The organism is Hyphobacterium sp. CCMP332, from assembly GCF_014323565.1.
GTDB lineage: Bacteria > Pseudomonadota > Alphaproteobacteria > Caulobacterales > Maricaulaceae > Hyphobacterium.
In genome coordinates this window covers 2261010-2276966 of record NZ_CP058669.1, presented here as the reverse complement: position 1 = coordinate 2276966, position 15957 = coordinate 2261010, and the positions used below count along the sequence as shown (strand labels likewise).

Annotated in this window: 16 protein-coding genes; 6 read left to right on the top strand and 10 right to left on the bottom strand. The window is 60.2% G+C overall.

All coding sequences use genetic code 11. From position 1 onward, the window contains the following. Positions 1 to 2: 2 nt before the first annotated feature. A complete protein-coding gene (gene dnaJ / locus HXX25_RS11430; protein ID WP_187166036.1) occupies positions 3 to 1178 on the bottom strand; it encodes a molecular chaperone DnaJ in 1176 nt (391 codons plus the stop codon). 64 nt (positions 1179 to 1242) lie between these two features. After that, positions 1243 to 3174, bottom strand: coding sequence for a molecular chaperone DnaK (gene dnaK / locus HXX25_RS11425; protein WP_187166035.1), 1932 nt, complete (start codon positions 3172 to 3174; stop codon positions 1243 to 1245). Between the two features lie 259 nt (positions 3175 to 3433). Between dnaK and HXX25_RS11420 the strand changes: the two genes are divergently transcribed. Further along, entirely contained in the window at positions 3434 to 4045 is a 612-nt protein-coding gene (locus tag HXX25_RS11420) for an alpha-ketoglutarate-dependent dioxygenase AlkB (RefSeq protein ID WP_187166034.1), read from the top strand. Here HXX25_RS11420 and HXX25_RS11415 read toward each other — a convergent pair. From HXX25_RS11415 to hrcA, 5 genes are all read right to left on the bottom strand, one after another. Next, complete coding sequence (locus HXX25_RS11415) at positions 4035 to 4688, bottom strand: hypothetical protein (RefSeq protein WP_187166033.1); 654 nt, start codon at positions 4686 to 4688, stop codon at positions 4035 to 4037. The genes HXX25_RS11420 and HXX25_RS11415 overlap by 11 nt on opposite strands. A gap of 67 nt (positions 4689 to 4755) precedes the next feature. Then, the gene (locus HXX25_RS11410) at positions 4756 to 6279 is read right to left on the bottom strand and encodes an FMN-binding glutamate synthase family protein (RefSeq protein ID WP_187166032.1); all 1524 of its coding nucleotides are present in this window, start codon (positions 6277 to 6279) and stop codon (positions 4756 to 4758) included. A gap of 102 nt (positions 6280 to 6381) precedes the next feature. Beyond that, a complete protein-coding gene (locus tag HXX25_RS11405; protein WP_187166031.1) occupies positions 6382 to 7680 on the bottom strand; it encodes a M48 family metallopeptidase in 1299 nt (432 codons plus the stop codon). Between the two features lie 67 nt (positions 7681 to 7747). Further along, positions 7748 to 8419: a nucleotide exchange factor GrpE gene (gene grpE / locus HXX25_RS11400; RefSeq protein WP_233346677.1), complete on the bottom strand. Its 672-nt coding sequence runs from the start codon at positions 8417 to 8419 to the stop codon at positions 7748 to 7750. 18 nt (positions 8420 to 8437) lie between these two features. Next, complete coding sequence (gene hrcA / locus HXX25_RS11395) at positions 8438 to 9508, bottom strand: heat-inducible transcriptional repressor HrcA (protein WP_187166030.1); 1071 nt, start codon at positions 9506 to 9508, stop codon at positions 8438 to 8440. A 119-nt stretch (positions 9509 to 9627) separates the two neighbouring features. Here hrcA and rph point away from each other — a divergent pair, with 119 nt between their 5' ends. Beyond that, positions 9628 to 10338 (top strand): ribonuclease PH, encoded by a 711-nt coding sequence (gene rph, locus HXX25_RS11390; RefSeq protein WP_187166029.1) that lies wholly within the window; start codon positions 9628 to 9630, stop codon positions 10336 to 10338. A gap of 147 nt (positions 10339 to 10485) precedes the next feature. Here rph and HXX25_RS11385 read toward each other — a convergent pair whose 3' ends face one another. Continuing rightward, a complete protein-coding gene (locus tag HXX25_RS11385; RefSeq protein WP_187166028.1) occupies positions 10486 to 10716 on the bottom strand; it encodes a helix-turn-helix transcriptional regulator in 231 nt (76 codons plus the stop codon). Positions 10717 to 10730: 14 nt separating this feature from the next. Beyond that, positions 10731 to 11075 (bottom strand): DUF2975 domain-containing protein, encoded by a 345-nt coding sequence (locus tag HXX25_RS13900; protein WP_233347002.1) that lies wholly within the window; start codon positions 11073 to 11075, stop codon positions 10731 to 10733. Between the two features lie 539 nt (positions 11076 to 11614). On the opposite strand from HXX25_RS13900, the gene rdgB reads away from it, so the two are divergent. Continuing rightward, complete coding sequence (gene rdgB, locus HXX25_RS11375) at positions 11615 to 12232, top strand: RdgB/HAM1 family non-canonical purine NTP pyrophosphatase (RefSeq protein ID WP_370543736.1); 618 nt, start codon at positions 11615 to 11617, stop codon at positions 12230 to 12232. Beyond that, positions 12225 to 13361 carry a radical SAM family heme chaperone HemW gene (hemW, locus tag HXX25_RS11370; RefSeq protein ID WP_187166025.1) on the top strand — a complete coding sequence of 379 codons (1137 nt, stop codon included), beginning with the start codon at positions 12225 to 12227 and terminating at the stop codon, positions 13359 to 13361. Before rdgB ends, hemW begins: the two co-directional genes overlap by 8 nt. On the opposite strand, the gene HXX25_RS11365 is transcribed toward hemW, so the two are convergent. Next, positions 13358 to 14677, bottom strand: coding sequence for a penicillin-binding protein activator (locus tag HXX25_RS11365; protein ID WP_187166024.1), 1320 nt, complete (start codon positions 14675 to 14677; stop codon positions 13358 to 13360). The genes hemW and HXX25_RS11365 overlap by 4 nt on opposite strands. Here HXX25_RS11365 and rsmI point away from each other — a divergent pair. Next, positions 14676 to 15572: a 16S rRNA (cytidine(1402)-2'-O)-methyltransferase gene (rsmI, locus tag HXX25_RS11360; protein WP_187166023.1), complete on the top strand. Its 897-nt coding sequence runs from the start codon at positions 14676 to 14678 to the stop codon at positions 15570 to 15572. The genes HXX25_RS11365 and rsmI overlap by 2 nt on opposite strands. Beyond that, on the top strand, positions 15569 to 15955 hold the full coding sequence (locus tag HXX25_RS11355) for a YraN family protein (RefSeq protein WP_187166022.1): 387 nt from the start codon (positions 15569 to 15571) through the stop codon (positions 15953 to 15955). Before rsmI ends, HXX25_RS11355 begins: the two co-directional genes overlap by 4 nt. Positions 15956 to 15957 lie beyond the last annotated feature (2 nt).

Here is a 15957-nt window from a genome sequence, read left to right as displayed (position 1 = left end):
CCCTATACGCCCGGCCGGCCGTCCTCACTGGTCAGATCGTCCCAGAAACGCTTTGCCTTGCCGACAAAGCCATCAGATTCCGGATTGCAATTGCCGCCGGAGAGCTCGCAGAACTCCTGAAGCAATTCCTTCTGCCGGTCGGTCAGATTACGCGGTGTCTCGACATATAATTCGACGATCATGTCGCCGCGTGGCCCGCCACGCAGACGCGGCATGCCCTTGCCTTTCAGGCGCATTCGTTTGCCTGTCTGGGACGCAGACGGAATCTTCAACTCCGCCTTGCCGCCATCAATAACCGGGCAGCAAATGGTTCCACCCAGAGCGGCTGTCACCATGGGAACGGTTGCGCGGCAGTAGAGGTTCGGGCCATCGCGTTCGAACAGATCATCATGGCGGATCGATACGAAGATATAGAGATCGCCTCGCGGACCGCCGCGGGCTCCGGATTCGCCTTCACCGGCGAGCCGGATCCGCATGCCGTCTTCCACTCCGGCTGGGATATCGACATTCAGCGTCCGGATTTTTCGCACCTGTCCGACACCATCACATTCGTGACACGGATCGGAAACGGTCTTGCCCTGTCCGCCGCAGGCCGGGCAGGTCTGGCGAATCCGGAACATGCCATTTCCCGCCGTGACAACGCCCTGACCGGCGCAGGTCGCGCAGGTTTCAAGAGATGTTCCCGGCTCGGCACCATTCCCGTCGCATCGCTCGCAGGTGAGGCTGGTCGGAACCTTCAGGGTTTCCGACTTGCCTTCGAAGGCGTCTTTCAGATTGACTTCCAGGTCGTAACGCAGATCGGAACCGCGGGCCGGGCCATTGCTGCGCCGTGCACCGCGGCGGCCGCCCATACCGCCAAAACCGCCGCCAAAGACCTGCTCGAAAATATCGGCAAAGTCTGCGGCACCGGCAGCGCCGCCAAACGGCCCTTGACCGCCGCCGCCCATTCCGCCTTCAAAGGCGGCATGGCCCATCTGGTCGTAAGCGGCGCGCTTTTGTGGATCAGAGAGAGCGGCATAGGCCTCGCCCACTTCCTTGAAGCGGGCTTCTGCGTCGGCATCATTCGGATTGCGGTCCGGATGATACTGCATGGCAAGTTTCCGGTAGGCGCTTTTCAGCGCCTTGTCGTCGACCGAGCGGTCAACGCCCAGAACTTCATAAAAATCACGCTTTGCCATGGACTGCAGCCTTCAGGTGAGGAGCGCCCTGCTTTGGCAGGGCGCCTTTCATCCCATACGCGGTTTAAGCGCTTTCTTTCTTGTCGCCGGAGGTATCATCACCTTCGCCGTCGACTTCCGAATACTCGGCATCAACAACATCCTCGTCGCCTGAGCCGGCATCACCTGAATCGTCCGGTCCGCCTTCGGATTGCTGGGCGGCATACATGGCTTCACCCAGTTTCATCGCAGCCTGGACCAGCTCCTGGGTCTTGGCCTGAATTTCAGCGGCATCCTCACCGTCCTTGACAGCTTTCAACTCGTCTGACGCCTTGGTGATTGCGGTTTTGACATCATCCCCGACCTTGTCGCCAAACTCCTCCAGCTGTTTTTCGGTCTGGTGGAGCAGAGCCTCGGCATTGTTCTTCGCCTCGACCAGCGCCTTGCGCTTCTTGTCGGCCTCTGCATTGGCTTCCGCGTCCTTGACCATATTGTTGATATCGTCGTCGGATAGCCCCCCCGAGGCCTGAATGCGGATTTGCTGTTCCTTGCCGGTGGCCTTGTCCTTGGCCGACACATTGACGATGCCGTTGGCATCAATGTCGAACGTCACCTCGATCTGCGGCATGCCGCGCGGGGCCGGAGCAATTCCCATCAGGTCAAACTGACCCAGAAGCTTGTTGTCCGCCGCCATCTGGCGTTCGCCCTGCGAGACCTTGATGGTCACGGCCTGCTGATTGTCTTCAGCGGTCGAGAAGGTCTGGGACTTCTTGGTCGGGATGGTCGTATTGCGTTCAATCAGCGAGGTGAAGACCCCGCCCAGTGTCTCGATACCCAGAGACAGCGGCGTGACGTCCAGCAAGAGCACGTCTTTCACATCGCCTTGGAGCACGCCGGCCTGAATGGCGGCGCCCATCGCAACAACCTCATCCGGGTTCACACCCTTGTGCGGTTCACGGCCGAAGAAGCCTTTCACCGCCTCCTGGACTTTCGGCATGCGGGTCATGCCGCCAACCAGCACCACGTCCTCGATGTCGGACGCCGACATGCCGGCATCTTTCAATGCCTTCTTGCAGGGCTCGATCGTGCGCTTGACCAGATCCTCGACCAGCGATTCCAGCTTGGCGCGGGACAGCTTCATGGTCAGGTGTTTCGGGCCCGAGGCATCGGCCGTAATGAAGGGCAAATTCACTTCATAGGACGTGGCAGACGACAATTCCTTCTTGGCCTTTTCGGCCTCTTCTTTCAGCCGTTGAAGCGCCAGCTTGTCCTTGCGCAGGTCGATGGCGTTTTCTTTTTTGAACTCGTCAGCAAGATAATCGACGATGCGGAGGTCAAAATCCTCACCGCCCAGGAAGGTGTCACCATTGGTGGCCTTCACCTCGAAGACGCCATCGCCAATTTCGAGGATAGAGACGTCGAACGTGCCGCCACCGAGATCATAGACAGCAATCGTGCGGTTATCACCCTTGTCGAGGCCATAGGCGAGCGCTGCCGCGGTCGGTTCGTTGATGATGCGCAATACCTCAAGGCCCGCAATCTTGCCGGCGTCCTTGGTGGCCTGACGCTGTGAATCATTGAAGTAGGCGGGAACCGTGATGACGGCCTGCTCGACCTTCTCGCCGAGATAGGATTCAGCCGTTTCTTTCATCTTTTGCAAAATGAAAGCGGAAATTTCAGACGGGGAGTATTTCTTGTCGCGACCCTGAACCCAGGCATCGTTATTATCGGAGGCTATGATCTTGTAGGGCACCATTCCGGCATCCTTCTTGACCATCGGGTCCGACATATCACGGCCGATCAGACGCTTGATGGCAAAGAAGGTCTGTTCCGGGTTGGTGACGGCCTGACGTTTGGCCGGCTGGCCGATCAGGCGTTCACCGTCTTCCGTAAACGCCACAACGGACGGGGTGGTCCGGGCGCCTTCGGAGTTTTCGATGACCTTGGCGCTGCCGCCATCCATGACTGCGACACAGGAGTTTGTGGTCCCGAGGTCAATGCCGATTACCTTACTCATGACGTTTTCGTCTCCGTTTTCTTTTTGGGCGAGGCTCTCCCAGATTTCCAACCGGCCCGAAGCGCCGGCCGGCTGGATGAAACCCCCCAAGGTTCCAGGCCCTGCCGCCTGTCTGTCATTAATCCAATTGCCGGACACCCGGCTCGATGCCGGAGATAGGGAGGCCCGGCATAACCCGCAAGGGTGTGGGGCGAATCAATTCAGGTGTTTGCAGTGCTCATGACTGGCCGCAGAAAGGACTTCGTCTATCCTTACCTGTATGAGTTTGCCAGACGGATTTCGATACCTGCCCGGATATTTTGACCGGCAACAACAGGCTGCGCTGGTCGAGGCTGTCCTGGAGGCGGTGAAAACCGTGCCCTTCTATCGGCCGTGCATGCCGCGGACCGGCCAGCCCATGAGCGTCACGATGACGAATTTCGGGCCATTGGGCTGGGTGACGGACAAGGACAGGGGCTATCGCTATGAACCGGCTCACCCCGGGACCGGCGCGCCCTGGCCTGACCCGCCTGAGCTGCTGACGGACCTGTGGGACTCGGTGGCCGGTTACCCTGCGCCCTTTGAAGCCTGCCTGGTGAATTACTATCGCGATACCTCTCGCATGGGCCTGCATATCGACCGGGACGAGGAGGCGACGAATGCCGCCGTTGTATCCGTCTCTCTGGGCGACAAGGCGCGCTTTCGTCTGGGCGGGCCAGCCCGAAAAGGCAAAACGCATTCCCTGATCCTGTCATCGGGCGACGTCGTCGTGCTCGGCGGTGAGGCGCGGCGCTGTTATCACGGGGTGGACCGCATCTATCCGGGAACCTCGACACTGGTACCCGATGGCGGACGGCTGAATCTGACGATGCGGCGGGTGACTAATCCTTGACCGCCGCGTCATCGCCTGCCGTGACGACAGGGCCTTCAAGGGTTTGAAAGTCTGATGTTCCCGGACAGCCTGTGCCGATCAAACGCAAGCCCGGTTCGAACGTGATGGCCGCGACAGGCTCGACGACATAGGCCGATATATCCAGGGGAACGCCCGGAACGGCGGCGAGCGCGTTTCTTGCGCGTGCCAAACGATCTGCCGGGGTCTGACGGGTCATAAACCGGCCGTTTCCGGTCAAGCCCGTACCACCGGACAAAACGCCGACTTCGCCTTCGCGGAGATCAAAAACGACCGTGCCGCGCGAAAAACATGTCGTCGTCATCGTCTGCCCGAGCGTGTATATGACGCCGGCAATAGCGTAGGTGCCGGGCTCCATTCTGTTCAGATAAATACGGCCCGCCGTGGGATCATCCAGTTCGATACGGTTTCTGTAACCGGCCGTTACGGGATCGGGCAAGCGGTCAAACGTCCCGGTCTCCAGATCAGCCGACACCAGGATCAGCGTGCCGCTTTCCCGAACAACAGAACTGTCAAATGCCAGCAAGGCTTCGCCCGATCCCGGGTCAAATGCAAAATCCTCTGGCAGCGTGGAAGCACATGCTGACAACAAAGCCGCCGCGCCAATCAACAATATCCGCCTCATTACCCTGTCCCCCTTGCAAGCCTGCAATCTATTCGCGTGACAAAAGCTGTCGAGTGACATGCCCACATCAAGCCTGCTCCGGCAGGCTGCGATCCTGGCGTAATTCCTCCGGTGGAATGAAGTTCAGATTGTCCATGGACCTGGACCGCCCATTGGCCTGTACCAGCCGGACATGCATGGGTTTGAGCTGCCGCGGTTCGCTGACGCCGCAGGAATGGGCGATGATTTCGACATGTTCGCGCAGCGTATTGGCGTAGAGGGCGACCTTCTCGGCCTTGTCCTGAGGTACGAGTCCGCGCTGCAGGGATTTCTTGTGGGTCGTGACGCCGGTCGGGCAGGTATTCATGTGGCATTTCATCGCCTGGATACAGCCGAGCGAGAACATGAAGCCGCGGCCGCACTGGACAAAGTCTGCCCCCGCGGCCAGGGCCCAGGCCACGGAGGACGGGATCAGGAGTTTTCCCGAGGCGATGATGCGGATGCGCTCCTTCAGACCATGATGACGCAGAATGCCGGCCACCATGGGCAGGCTTTCCCGTATCGTCAGGCCGACATTGTCCATCAGCGCCATGGGGGCTGCGCCCGTGCCGCCATCACCGGAATCGATGGTGAAAAAATCGGGCGCGCTTTCAATGCCGCGTGTCTTGATCTCCTCGCACAGCGCGTCCAGCCAGCCATAGGCGCCGACAACGAATTTGATGCCCACCGGCTTGCCGGACACCTCGCGGATATGGGCGATAAAATCCAGTAATTGCGCATTATCGCCAACTTCCGGATGCCGGTTGGGCGAGTGGGACGCAATCCCGGCCGGAATGCCGCGAATGTCGGCAATTTCCTGTGTCACCTTCTCTGCCGGCAGGATACCGCCCTTGCCCGGCTTTGCACCTTGCGACAGCTTCAGTTCGAACATTCTGACCTGTTCGAGGCTGGCGACGGCTTTCAGTTTTTCATCCGAAAGGCCGCCCTCGACATTGCGCACGCCGTATTTCGCCGTGCCGATCTGGAAGACGATATCGCAGCCGCCTTCCAGATGCGCATCGGAGAGCCCGCCTTCACCGGTATTGAGCCAGATTCCGGCCTTGGCCGCACCGCGCGACAGGGCGCGCACCGCAGGCCGCGACAGCGCTCCATAGCTCATGCCTGAAATGTTGAAGAAAGAGGGGGCGTCATAAGGCTGGCGCGCAAACGGGCCGATCTGCAGGCTTCTGGTGTGGGCAACATCATCCTCCAGATCCGGATAGGGACTATTGACAAAGATAGCGGTCCCCACAGGTGTCAGCGGCTTGGTCGAACCGAAGGCGATGGTTCCGCCCTCGCCCTTCGCGGAGCGATACACCCATTCGCGCTCGGCGCGGTTGAAGGGTAATTCCTCCCGGTCCATGGCAAAGAAATACTGACGGAAAAACTCGCCCAGCCGGGTGAACAGATTCCGGAACCGGCCCACAACCGGATAATTCCGGCGGATGGCATCACGCGTCTGGCTGATATCAATGATGAAGAGAATGGCCACGACAAGCGCCGCCGCCCCCAGCAGGAGGATGAAGACTTGCGTGAGGATGCTCATGGCATCCATGGCCCAGTTCGGTAACATGCAGGCTCCTGCCTTTGCTTTGATCAGAGCATGGCAAAATCACGCCGGTCTGGCGACACACATTGTTGTCACGGATCGTGATTTAAGCCCCGGAAGGCCGCGCTATTCTTGCCGGGTTTCCGGTCCCTCCACCAGCGCGTCTGAAATGGCGCGCGCCCGGTCGAGCCGCAATTCCGGGGTCTGGTCTTGTGCGCCCAGCGCCAGCTGTCCGGCCTTCCACTGCATGGACATGGCAATGCGGGCGCGGCCGGACGGATGGTCGAAGAAGATAAATTCTTCCCAGCGGCCCGGATCGATCTTGCGATAGGAGGCCAGACGCAGCGCGGCGGTCGCAAACCCATCAGGTTCGCGCGCAGCATTGAGGCCGAATATATCGGCTTCGGCTTCATTGGTCCGGATCACGGTATTGAAGACCGGGGTCGCGATGAAGAAATAGACTGACAGACAGGCCGCGAGCAAAGGCAGGCCGGCAATATCGGAGATACCGGAAACGCCCCAGCTCTTGCCGAACCGGCCATTCACGAAGGCAAAGAGCCGGTCAGTAAAGGCAAAGCCGATGGCCAGAACAACCGCAAAGATGATGAACATTTCCCAGAGATGGTTGAGCGCATAATGGCCCATTTCATGTCCCATGACGGCCAGGACCTCATCGGGATCGGTATTGTCGATCAGCGTATCCGACAGGGCGATGCGGGTGGTGCCGAACAGGCCATTCACATTGGCGGTGATGCGATTGGACTGACGTGACACATCAAAGACATAGACATTATCGGCGGGAATGCCGTTGGCGTCGGCGAGCGCGAGAATGTCATCACGCAGCTCGCCCTCTTCCATCGGCTGATATTCATTGAAGAGCGGATCAATATAGACAGGCGAGATGAAGATCGCGACGGCCAGAAGGATCACCGATACGCCAGCGCCCCAGATCCACCAGGCGCGCCTGGCAAGGCCCAGCACAAGATAGAATATCGTCAGGAAGATGGCTGCCATGATGACGCCGGTCACGAGACCGATGGCCTGCTCGTTCAGCCAGCCGCCGAGCGACATGGTCGACAGGCCGTAGGCGTGCTCGCGGAAATAGCCCTGCCACAGCGTCAGCGGAAATAGAATGAGCGTGGTGACGATGGTGTAGATGGCTGCATAGAGGGCGACGGTCAGGGATTTCGATCTGACGAGCCCCTGAACCCGGTCGCGAAGGCCTTTTGAAAAGCCGGTCTGCAAAAGCAATCCCGCCATGGCGAGCCCGGCGATCAGATTGACCGGAATCAGCCAGTAGCCGCCTTCGAAATAGGCATCCGAGCGCGCCCGCGCAGCGGCATCCATGGTGGCGATATAGGCGTCCGTCGCCGTAGCGGCATCAAAGTTGACCGGCGTACTGACGGCAGCAATCAGAAATTCCATGAACGCCTCCCCTGTTCAGATGAACAGAGGAAAGCAATTTTGCGCCGGAATCAACAAGCGGCCGGTATCAGGCCTTTACGTCGACGCCGGAGCCGGGTTCGGGCCCGTCGTTCCGGGCCTTACCGGCTCCGCCGCCATCATCTGCGGCGGGCTGGCCGGCCGATACCGCTACCATGGCGGCGCGCAAGGTGCGCTCGCCGATGACATAGCCGGGCGCAAAGCTGGCCGCGATGGTGCCGGCCTTATGTTCTGAAGGAATCTGGGTGGTGGCCTGATGGTGGTTGGGGTCAAAGGCATCGCCCGGTGCGGGCTCGACGCGCTTTACGCCATGGCGCTCCAGCGTTGACAGCAGGGTTTTCTCGGTCAGCGCAACGCCATCGACCAGCGTTTTGGCCGGGCCTTCCAGCGATTCCGACTGGGCGACCTGAAGGGCGCGAGAGAGATTGTCGGCGACGTTCAGAACGTCACCCGCAAAGCCTGAAATGGCATATTGCCGCGCATCCTTTACGTCCTTTTCCGCGCGGCGGCGCGCATTCTGGACTTCAGCAGCAGTGCGCAGAAGCCGGTCGCGCGTCTCTTCCAGCTCGGCCTGAAGCGCCCGAATGGCATCTTCCGGGGAGGGCTCGGCCTGTTCCGCCTCGGCCTCTGCGGCTTCGGCCTCGGCCATGGCAGTGGCTTCGGCGGCCTCGATTTCCTCGATCCGGTCTTCGATGGGTTGATCGTCTTTATTCTCTGGCATGTTGTCCTCTTGACCCGTCTAGTTGCGGGATTTTTCCAGCAAGCGCCCGACCACGCGGGCAGTATAATCGACCATGGGGATGACCCGTGCGTAATTCAGACGTGTCGGTCCGATGACGCCGAGCGCCCCGATAATGCGCCGTTCGCTATCCATATAGGGAGCGACAATGACACTTGAACCGGATAGCGAAAAAAGCGGGTTTTCCGCGCCGATGAAAAGGCGCACGCCTTCCGCGTCCCTGGTCTTGTCCAGAAGGGCAATCAGGCCCTCCTTGCGCTCGATCTCGTCAAACAGCATGCGAATGCGTTCCAGATCTTCAGCAGCGGCCACATTGTCCAGCAATTGCGCCTGTCCGCGGATGATGAGGGCGCGCTCCTCTCCCCCTGACCAGCTGGCCAGCCCCTGTTCTACCAGCGCGCTGGCGGCCGAATCCAGAGAGGCCCTGCGCTCTTTGATCTCGCCGCGGATTTCCTCCGTCGCCTGTTTCAGCGAGCGGCCCTTTAGCCGCGTGGAGAGGTAATTTCCCGCCTCGACCATGGCCGATGCCGGAAGTCCGGGCGGGGCGACCATGATGCGGTTTTCAACCGAGCCGTCCTCCGACACGAGAATGGCGAGCGTTTCGTGCGCACTGACCGGTACAAATTCGACATGACGCAGTCTGGTTTCACGAGACGGCGACGTGACCAGCCCGGCGCCACCGGCCAGACCGGCCAGCATGGACGAGGCCTCCGACAGGACATCGGATACCTTGGCGGCCGTCGGCGCGACGCGGGATTCTATCGCCTGCCGGTCCTCTGCCGAGGGCTCGCCAACCTGCAAAAGGCCATCCACGAACAGCCGCAGCCCGGCATGTGTCGGCAGGCGCCCGGCGCTCTGATGCGGCGCGGTCAGCAGGCCGATGGCGGCCAGATCCGACATCGTGTTGCGAATCGAGGCTGGTGACAGATCCAGACCTTCGCGCCTCGACAAGGTGCGCGAGCCGACCGGATCGCCTGTTGCCAGATAGGAATCGACGATTTCGCGGAAAATCTGCCGCGAGCGTTCATCCAGATCCGCCAGGCTGGGCATATTCTGTCTGTCGAAGGTCATTGAGCCCTTCAGTTAGGACATGCGGCTTTGGCGTTCAATCCGGCAAAGCGGTGATCGCCGGTTTACGTCTGTTGGCGCCATGGCTAGACGGGGCGAAAGCCCTGTCGGAGAATTGACCTATGAGACCTTATGGACGCGCCCTGGATGCCTTGCGGGATGTGACGATCGAAACCGGTGTTTCACCCTATGCAGAAGGCTCCTGCCTGATCAGATGTGGAAATACACATGTGCTCTGCACCGCCAGCGTGGAAGAAAATGTACCGCCATGGATGCGTAATTCGGGCAAGGGCTGGGTGACGGCCGAATACGGCATGCTGCCACGTGCCACTCATACGCGCGGACGCCGGGAAGCCGCAGCCGGCAAACAGTCGGGCCGCACGCAGGAAATCCAGCGCCTGATAGGACGTTCCCTGCGGGCTGTTACAGATATGAGGGCTCTGGGAGAGCGGCAGGTGACGCTGGATTGTGACGTCATTCAGGCCGATGGCGGAACCCGCACGGCTGCCATTACAGGTGCCTGGGTGGCCCTCAAGCTGGCGATGGGCTGGCTTGTGGAAGAGGGTGTTCTCAAAACCGATCCGGTGTTTGACCAGCTGGCCGCGATTTCCTGCGGCATGGTGGACGGTACGGCGCGGCTTGATCTGGAATACGAGGAAGACAGCCAGGCGTCGACGGACGCCAATTTCGTTCTGACCGCATCAGGCGGGATTGTTGAAATTCAGGCGACCGCCGAAGACCGGCCGCTGCCGCAGGAAAATTTCAACGCACTTTTTGATCTCGCACGGAAAGGCATCGCCGAGCTAGGCGAAATCCAGAATTCCGTATTATAAAGGAAAAAGAGAAGCAGCGGGAGCGCGCTGGGGGGCTGAAAAAGGCCCGATCGGCGCTCTTGGGAAGGGGCGTATGCCAATCAGGCCCGCTCCCGCTGCTTCTTCACCGTCCGGTGGAAAATCCGCCGGGGGTTTACTTGAAACGGATCAGGCGTCGGTGCCGTCTCCGTCTCCATCTTCATCGAAGCTCAGAAGGTCGCCAGGTTGGCAATCCAGTTCCTGGCACAACGCTTCCAGCGTCGAAAATCTGACTGCCTTGGCTTTGCCTGTCTTGAGAATGGACAGGTTTGCCATTGTGATGCCGACCCGATCGCACAGCTCTGTCAGAGACATGCGGCGCTCAAGGAGCATCCTGTCGAGGGTGACGCGAATGGGCATGTTCCCGCGCCTCCCTAAATCGTCAGTTTCTGTTCCTGGCGCATCCGGGCTCCTTCACGAAGAACCTCCGACAACACCAGAAGCGCGGCCACCGCAAACCATGGCCCGAGATTGAGATCGAAATGCGTGAGCTCCACGCCTCCGATCCGGAAATTAAAGACGGCCAGCGAAATTGCGACCAGACCCTGAGCGGCATAGCGAACGATCTGGTAAACGCCGACCGCGATGGCTATGACCCGCAAATGTCCAGCATTTTCAGGAACAAACGGGTCCCCGGAAATGAGGGTTCTGACGATCAGCCTCAGGCGATGCACAATCACCAGAAGCGTGACAATCTCTCCCACAACAAGCGGGAGCATGATGACCCGGTCTATCGCCCCCGTAAGAGAGGCTGCGACCCCGCTCGGCAACCACCCAAAAAGCTGGGCACCGAACAATATTGTGGCAAGGAGTACGGTTACCGCGCTGACGATGAGCACCGCCCACAAAAGATACCAGATGATATCCAGAAGCCATTTCAGGCCTCCGATCATCGGACTCGCTTTTGTTGCCTCCATTTACTCCTGCCCCCTATTGGGTCCCCGGCGGCGCGTAACGCTACCGCCGGGACCATTTTACGCTCATGCCATCGCCGGGGCGAGAGCGGCAACAACGCCGGCACCGACCGCGATGATAAGAAACGCATTAATCGCAACCGCAAGAAAGGTGCGTGCTGCATTGTTTTCGGACCTGACCATTTTTATGTTCTCCAGTTAAGTGTTTCAATCGACCAAGATGTTTTGTTTTGTCTGCCGAACGATCATTTCGCCGTCCGTGGATTTATCGATAAACATAAAATTCCGGGGCTGCAAGCAAAAATATCGTTTTTCGATATTAATTTTCCGAAAGGCGATAAAAAATGAGGGTGAACCGGGCTATGAAAGCAGCAAATTCCTGGGTGTTGGCGTCACATAACCAAGGAAAAATCAGAGAGATAGGCGAGTTGCTGAGGCCTTTTGGTGTCAATTTGCAGTCGGCTGCTGATTTTTCACTCTCCGAACCCGATGAAACCGAGTCGACATTCGCCGGTAATGCCCTGCTGAAAGCGCGGGCGGCCAGTCAGGCAACCGGCCTACCTGCGCTCGCCGATGATTCCGGCCTTTGTGTAACGGCACTGAACGGTCAGCCCGGCATTCACTCCGCACGCTGGGCAGGCGAGCCTCGCGATTTCGCACGGGCGATGCGCCGGATCGAGGACGAGCTGGAGGCCTGTGGCGATGGCGACCGCAGCGCCGCCTTTGTTTGTGTGCTGGCACTTGTTGTGCCGGGAGAGTCTGACCGGATTTATGAGGGCCGGGTTGTTGGCGAGATGATCTGGCCGCCGCGCGGAGAGGGTGGGTTTGGATATGACCCGGTCTTTCAGCCAGAGGGAGAGACGCGCGTGTTTGCGGAAATGACGTCGCGTGAGAAAGCGGCGATGAGCCATCGCGCCCGCGCTATGACGGCCTTGATCGCGGCCGAGTTCGGTCATGTCTGATACCGCTCTGGGCCTTTATATACACTGGCCGTTCTGTGCCCGGATCTGCCCGTATTGCGATTTCAATGTGTATCGTGCGCGGGGAAATGACGGCGCGCTGTTTGAGGCCCTTGTGGCGGATCTGGATTATTGGGCCGCGCAATGGCCGGGTCGAACGCTTGCCTCGATTCACTTTGGCGGCGGAACGCCGTCCCTGATGACGGGGCGGCAAATCGGGCAGCTCATTGACCGCGCGCAAACCGGATTTGGCTTTGATCCGGGTATCGAGATCGGACTGGAAGCGAATCCGAATGACGCAGGCCGATTGGCTGATTTTGCCGCGGCCGGGATAAACCGCCTTTCTCTGGGCGTGCAGAGTTTTCATGATGACGCCTTGCGCGCGCTGGGCCGTGATCATGATGGCGCCAGCAGTCAAGCGGCGCTGGACGCGGCCCTGTCCGCTTTTGGCAATGTGTCCATTGACCTCATTTATGCCCGCGAGGGTCAGACAGAAAATGACTGGGCGGCGGAGTTGTCGTCAGTGCTGGCCACAGGCCTCGCACATCTCTCGCTCTATCAATTGACCATCGAGCCGGGCACCGCCTTTGCCAAACGGGCAGAGCGGGGCGAGTTGACGCCTCCCGGAGACGCGCTCGGGGAAAGATTGTATCGCCTGACCCAGGAATTGTGCCGGGAGGCGGGACTTCCCGCCTATGAAATTTCCAATCACGCCAGACCGGGTGCTGAATCGCGCCATAACCGCCTTTATTGGCAGGGGGCGGACTGGATCGGCATCGGCCCCGGTGGCCATGGCCGGATTGGATCGGCCGCAACGGGCGGGCGGCTCTCGACCGAGACCGCGCTGCGGCCTGCCGACTATATCCGCCGGGTTGCCGAGACCGGTACGGGGTCGAAAGCCGAGACCTTGTCTGCACTGGATGAAGCAAGGGAACGCATTCTGATGGGATTGCGGATTGAAAGCGGGCTTGATCTTGAACAGTTGAAACACACCACCGGCCAAACCGTGGAGGCTGAAGAATTGCGCCGATATACCGATCAGGGCTGGTTGACGATGTCCGGGACGCGCCTTTGCCTTACCGATGAGGGCCGCCTTCTGGCGGACGGCATTGCGGCTGCGCTTTGCCCCTAGAATACGGCTGGAGCAAATTCGCGCGGTGCCGGCTCGATGACGCGGAAGCCATCGCGGCGCACCTCATAAATGGCCAGTCCGCGTTCGATTCGGCCATCCGCGCGGAAACGGAACAGACCGTCCGCTCCGTAAAAACCTTCCGGGTCTTCCAGCGCTTCGCGGCTGACCCCGCCTTCATTGGCAAAGAAAACCGATAGCAAGACCCCGTCATAGGCGTGGCTGGCAATGCGGGACGGTTCCTCCCCAAAGGCGGATTCGTATTGGGTGACAAAGGCGTCGTGGGCCTCTGCATCCGGTCCGGCAAACCAGCCGCCATGGAGGACGGGCTCACGGCGTGTCTCCTCACTATTCCACAGGCCGGTACCGATGAAGCGGACAATCAACGGGTCAATTTCATGGTAGGGCAGAAGCGGCCCCAGTGTGCGCAACCGCGTGCCGCCTTCCGGCAACATCACGGCCTGAAATGGCGCATTGGGTGACGGGACCCATTCGCTGGAGTTGAACATCATGGCGTCTTCGGCCTCGAGGCTTGTGAAGCCGAGCTGGGCCAGACGCCGCGCGGCGGATGTCATGGCCTCGACGCCGCCGACATAGGTTTCCTCGGCCACCAGCGCACCGCCATTCAGCTGCGCGTTTTCGGCAAGGGCATTGCGGACGGCGCTACCATAGGCTCCGCCCGGTCCGATAAAGGCAAAACGGTCAACGCCGAGAAGCGCCACATATTCGGTAATGCGCGCAACTTCCTGATCGGGCGGGAGGCTGAGGAGGTAGACGCCGTTTCCGGCAATGCTGGTATCGGTCGAGAAAGCGAGGACCGGGACATCATAGCGCTGCGCGACCTGTCCGGCTGCGACGGCGGCCGCTCCGAAAAGCGGGCCGAGAATAATATCAGCACCATCATCAATCGCCGCCTGTGCAGCCTGACGCGCGCCCTCCGCGGTTCCGCCCGTATCCTTCGGCATCAGGACCAGCGTATCCGCGCCATGCTCGAACAGGGCCAGCTCGGCCGCGCGCAGCAGATTGGACGCCTCACCGCGGGCGGCGGCATTGTGGTGACTGAACGGCAGCAGTAGCGCCGCCCGGGTCAGGTCGCGGCCTTCAAGGTGGCGCGGGACAATACCGTCCTGCCGCACAATTTCCGGCTCGACCACTTCGGGTGTTGTCACCTCCGGCTCGATCACTTCCGGTGGCGGAGGCGGCGGAGGAGGTGGTGGCGGGGGTGTACTGGCACATGCGGCCAATGTGGCCATTGTCAGCGTAACAACAATCGGTCTTGGTAGTTTGCGCAAGCCGCGCAAAGATGCTGCGAGAATCATGACAGAGCCGCCTTCACATATTCCCGGCAAAACTAGCCGCCGCGCTCCCGCACCGCAACCGCCCGAGCCGGGTCTGAACATTGTTTCCACGCCGATCGGCAATTTGCGCGACATTACACTTCGCGCTCTGGATGCCCTGGCAGGAGCTGACCGGATACTGGCCGAAGATACGCGTGTGGCCCGAAAGCTGATGGACGCCTATGGCATTAGCGGAAAAGTCTTACCTTATCATGACCATAACGGGGCCAAAGTGCGCCCGGAGATTCTCGAAGCGCTGGAAGCCGGTGAGCGCGTTGTCCTGATCTCGGATGCGGGAACACCGCTGATTTCCGATCCGGGGTATAAACTGGTCCGCGAGGCGGTTGAGGCGGGCCATCCGGTCAGGGCCTTGCCGGGCGCCTCCGCGCTTCTGACCGGCCTTGCGGCGGCCGGCTTGCCCAGTGACGCCTTCTTTTTCGCCGGCTTTCTGCCGCCGCGATCCGGGACGCGGCAGAATCGCCTGAAAGAGCTGGCCGCCATCCCGGGAACGCTGGTTTTTTATGAATCCGGTCCGCGGCTGGCGGCGAGTCTGGCAGATATTTCAAGCGTTCTGGGCGAGCGAGAGGCCGTAGTAGCGCGCGAGCTGACGAAGAAATTCGAGGAATTTCGCCGCGGGTCTGTTGCGGACCTTGCCGCTTTCTATGCCGAAAACGGTCCTCCGCGCGGCGAAATCACGCTGCTGATCGGTCCGGGTGATGGCGGCGGTCGCGTCTCAATAGATATTGATGCGGAATTGCGGGCGCTAATTCCCGGTCTCGGGGTCAAGGGGGCAGCGGCAAAAATTGCGGACGCAACAGGTCTCAACAAGCGGGACCTTTACGCGCGGGCCCTGTTGCTCAAGGACGCCAAAGGGTGACGGAATCGCGCCGCCAGGCCGAGGCGCGCGGTCGCCGTGCCGAGCGGTGGGCGGCTCTCTGGCTTGTTCTGAAAGGCTATCGCATTGTCTCCCTGCGGGAGAAAACCTCATCGGGTGAGCTGGACATTGTCGCCCGCAAGGGCCGAATTCTGGCAATCGTCGAAGTCAAGGGACGCAATTCGCTGGCGGATGGCATCAACGCTCTGACCTGGCATCAGCAACAGCGCATTATCCGCGGCACGTCGAGTTTTATCGGCCGCAGCCGGCAATATGCCGGGCTGGACATCCGCTATGATCTGATCGTGATCCGGCCGTGGCGTCTGCCCTTTCATTCCCGTCAGGCGTTCTGGCCGGAAGGGCGTGGCTCACAAAACTTTAACTGAAC

Excerpts from the sequence above, each read along its gene's own strand:
- dnaJ (WP_187166036.1), bottom strand. The coding sequence starts at position 1,178 with ATGGCAAAGCGTGATTTTTATGAAGTTCTGGGCGTTGACCGCTCGGTC.
- dnaK (WP_187166035.1), bottom strand. The coding sequence starts at position 3,174 with ATGAGTAAGGTAATCGGCATTGACCTCGGGACCACAAACTCCTGTGTC.
- HXX25_RS11420 (WP_187166034.1), top strand. The coding sequence starts at position 3,434 with ATGAGTTTGCCAGACGGATTTCGATACCTGCCCGGATATTTTGACCGG.
- HXX25_RS11415 (WP_187166033.1), bottom strand. The coding sequence starts at position 4,688 with ATGAGGCGGATATTGTTGATTGGCGCGGCGGCTTTGTTGTCAGCATGT.
- HXX25_RS11410 (WP_187166032.1), bottom strand. The coding sequence starts at position 6,279 with ATGTTACCGAACTGGGCCATGGATGCCATGAGCATCCTCACGCAAGTC.
- HXX25_RS11405 (WP_187166031.1), bottom strand. The coding sequence starts at position 7,680 with ATGGAATTTCTGATTGCTGCCGTCAGTACGCCGGTCAACTTTGATGCC.
- grpE (WP_233346677.1), bottom strand. The coding sequence starts at position 8,419 with ATGCCAGAGAATAAAGACGATCAACCCATCGAAGACCGGATCGAGGAA.
- hrcA (WP_187166030.1), bottom strand. The coding sequence starts at position 9,508 with ATGACCTTCGACAGACAGAATATGCCCAGCCTGGCGGATCTGGATGAA.
- rph (WP_187166029.1), top strand. The coding sequence starts at position 9,628 with ATGAGACCTTATGGACGCGCCCTGGATGCCTTGCGGGATGTGACGATC.
- HXX25_RS11385 (WP_187166028.1), bottom strand. The coding sequence starts at position 10,716 with ATGCCCATTCGCGTCACCCTCGACAGGATGCTCCTTGAGCGCCGCATG.
- HXX25_RS13900 (WP_233347002.1), bottom strand. The coding sequence starts at position 11,075 with ATGCTCCCGCTTGTTGTGGGAGAGATTGTCACGCTTCTGGTGATTGTG.
- rdgB (WP_370543736.1), top strand. The coding sequence starts at position 11,615 with ATGAGGGTGAACCGGGCTATGAAAGCAGCAAATTCCTGGGTGTTGGCG.
- hemW (WP_187166025.1), top strand. The coding sequence starts at position 12,225 with ATGTCTGATACCGCTCTGGGCCTTTATATACACTGGCCGTTCTGTGCC.
- rsmI (WP_187166023.1), top strand. The coding sequence starts at position 14,676 with ATGACAGAGCCGCCTTCACATATTCCCGGCAAAACTAGCCGCCGCGCT.
- HXX25_RS11365 (WP_187166024.1), bottom strand. The coding sequence starts at position 14,677 with ATGATTCTCGCAGCATCTTTGCGCGGCTTGCGCAAACTACCAAGACCG.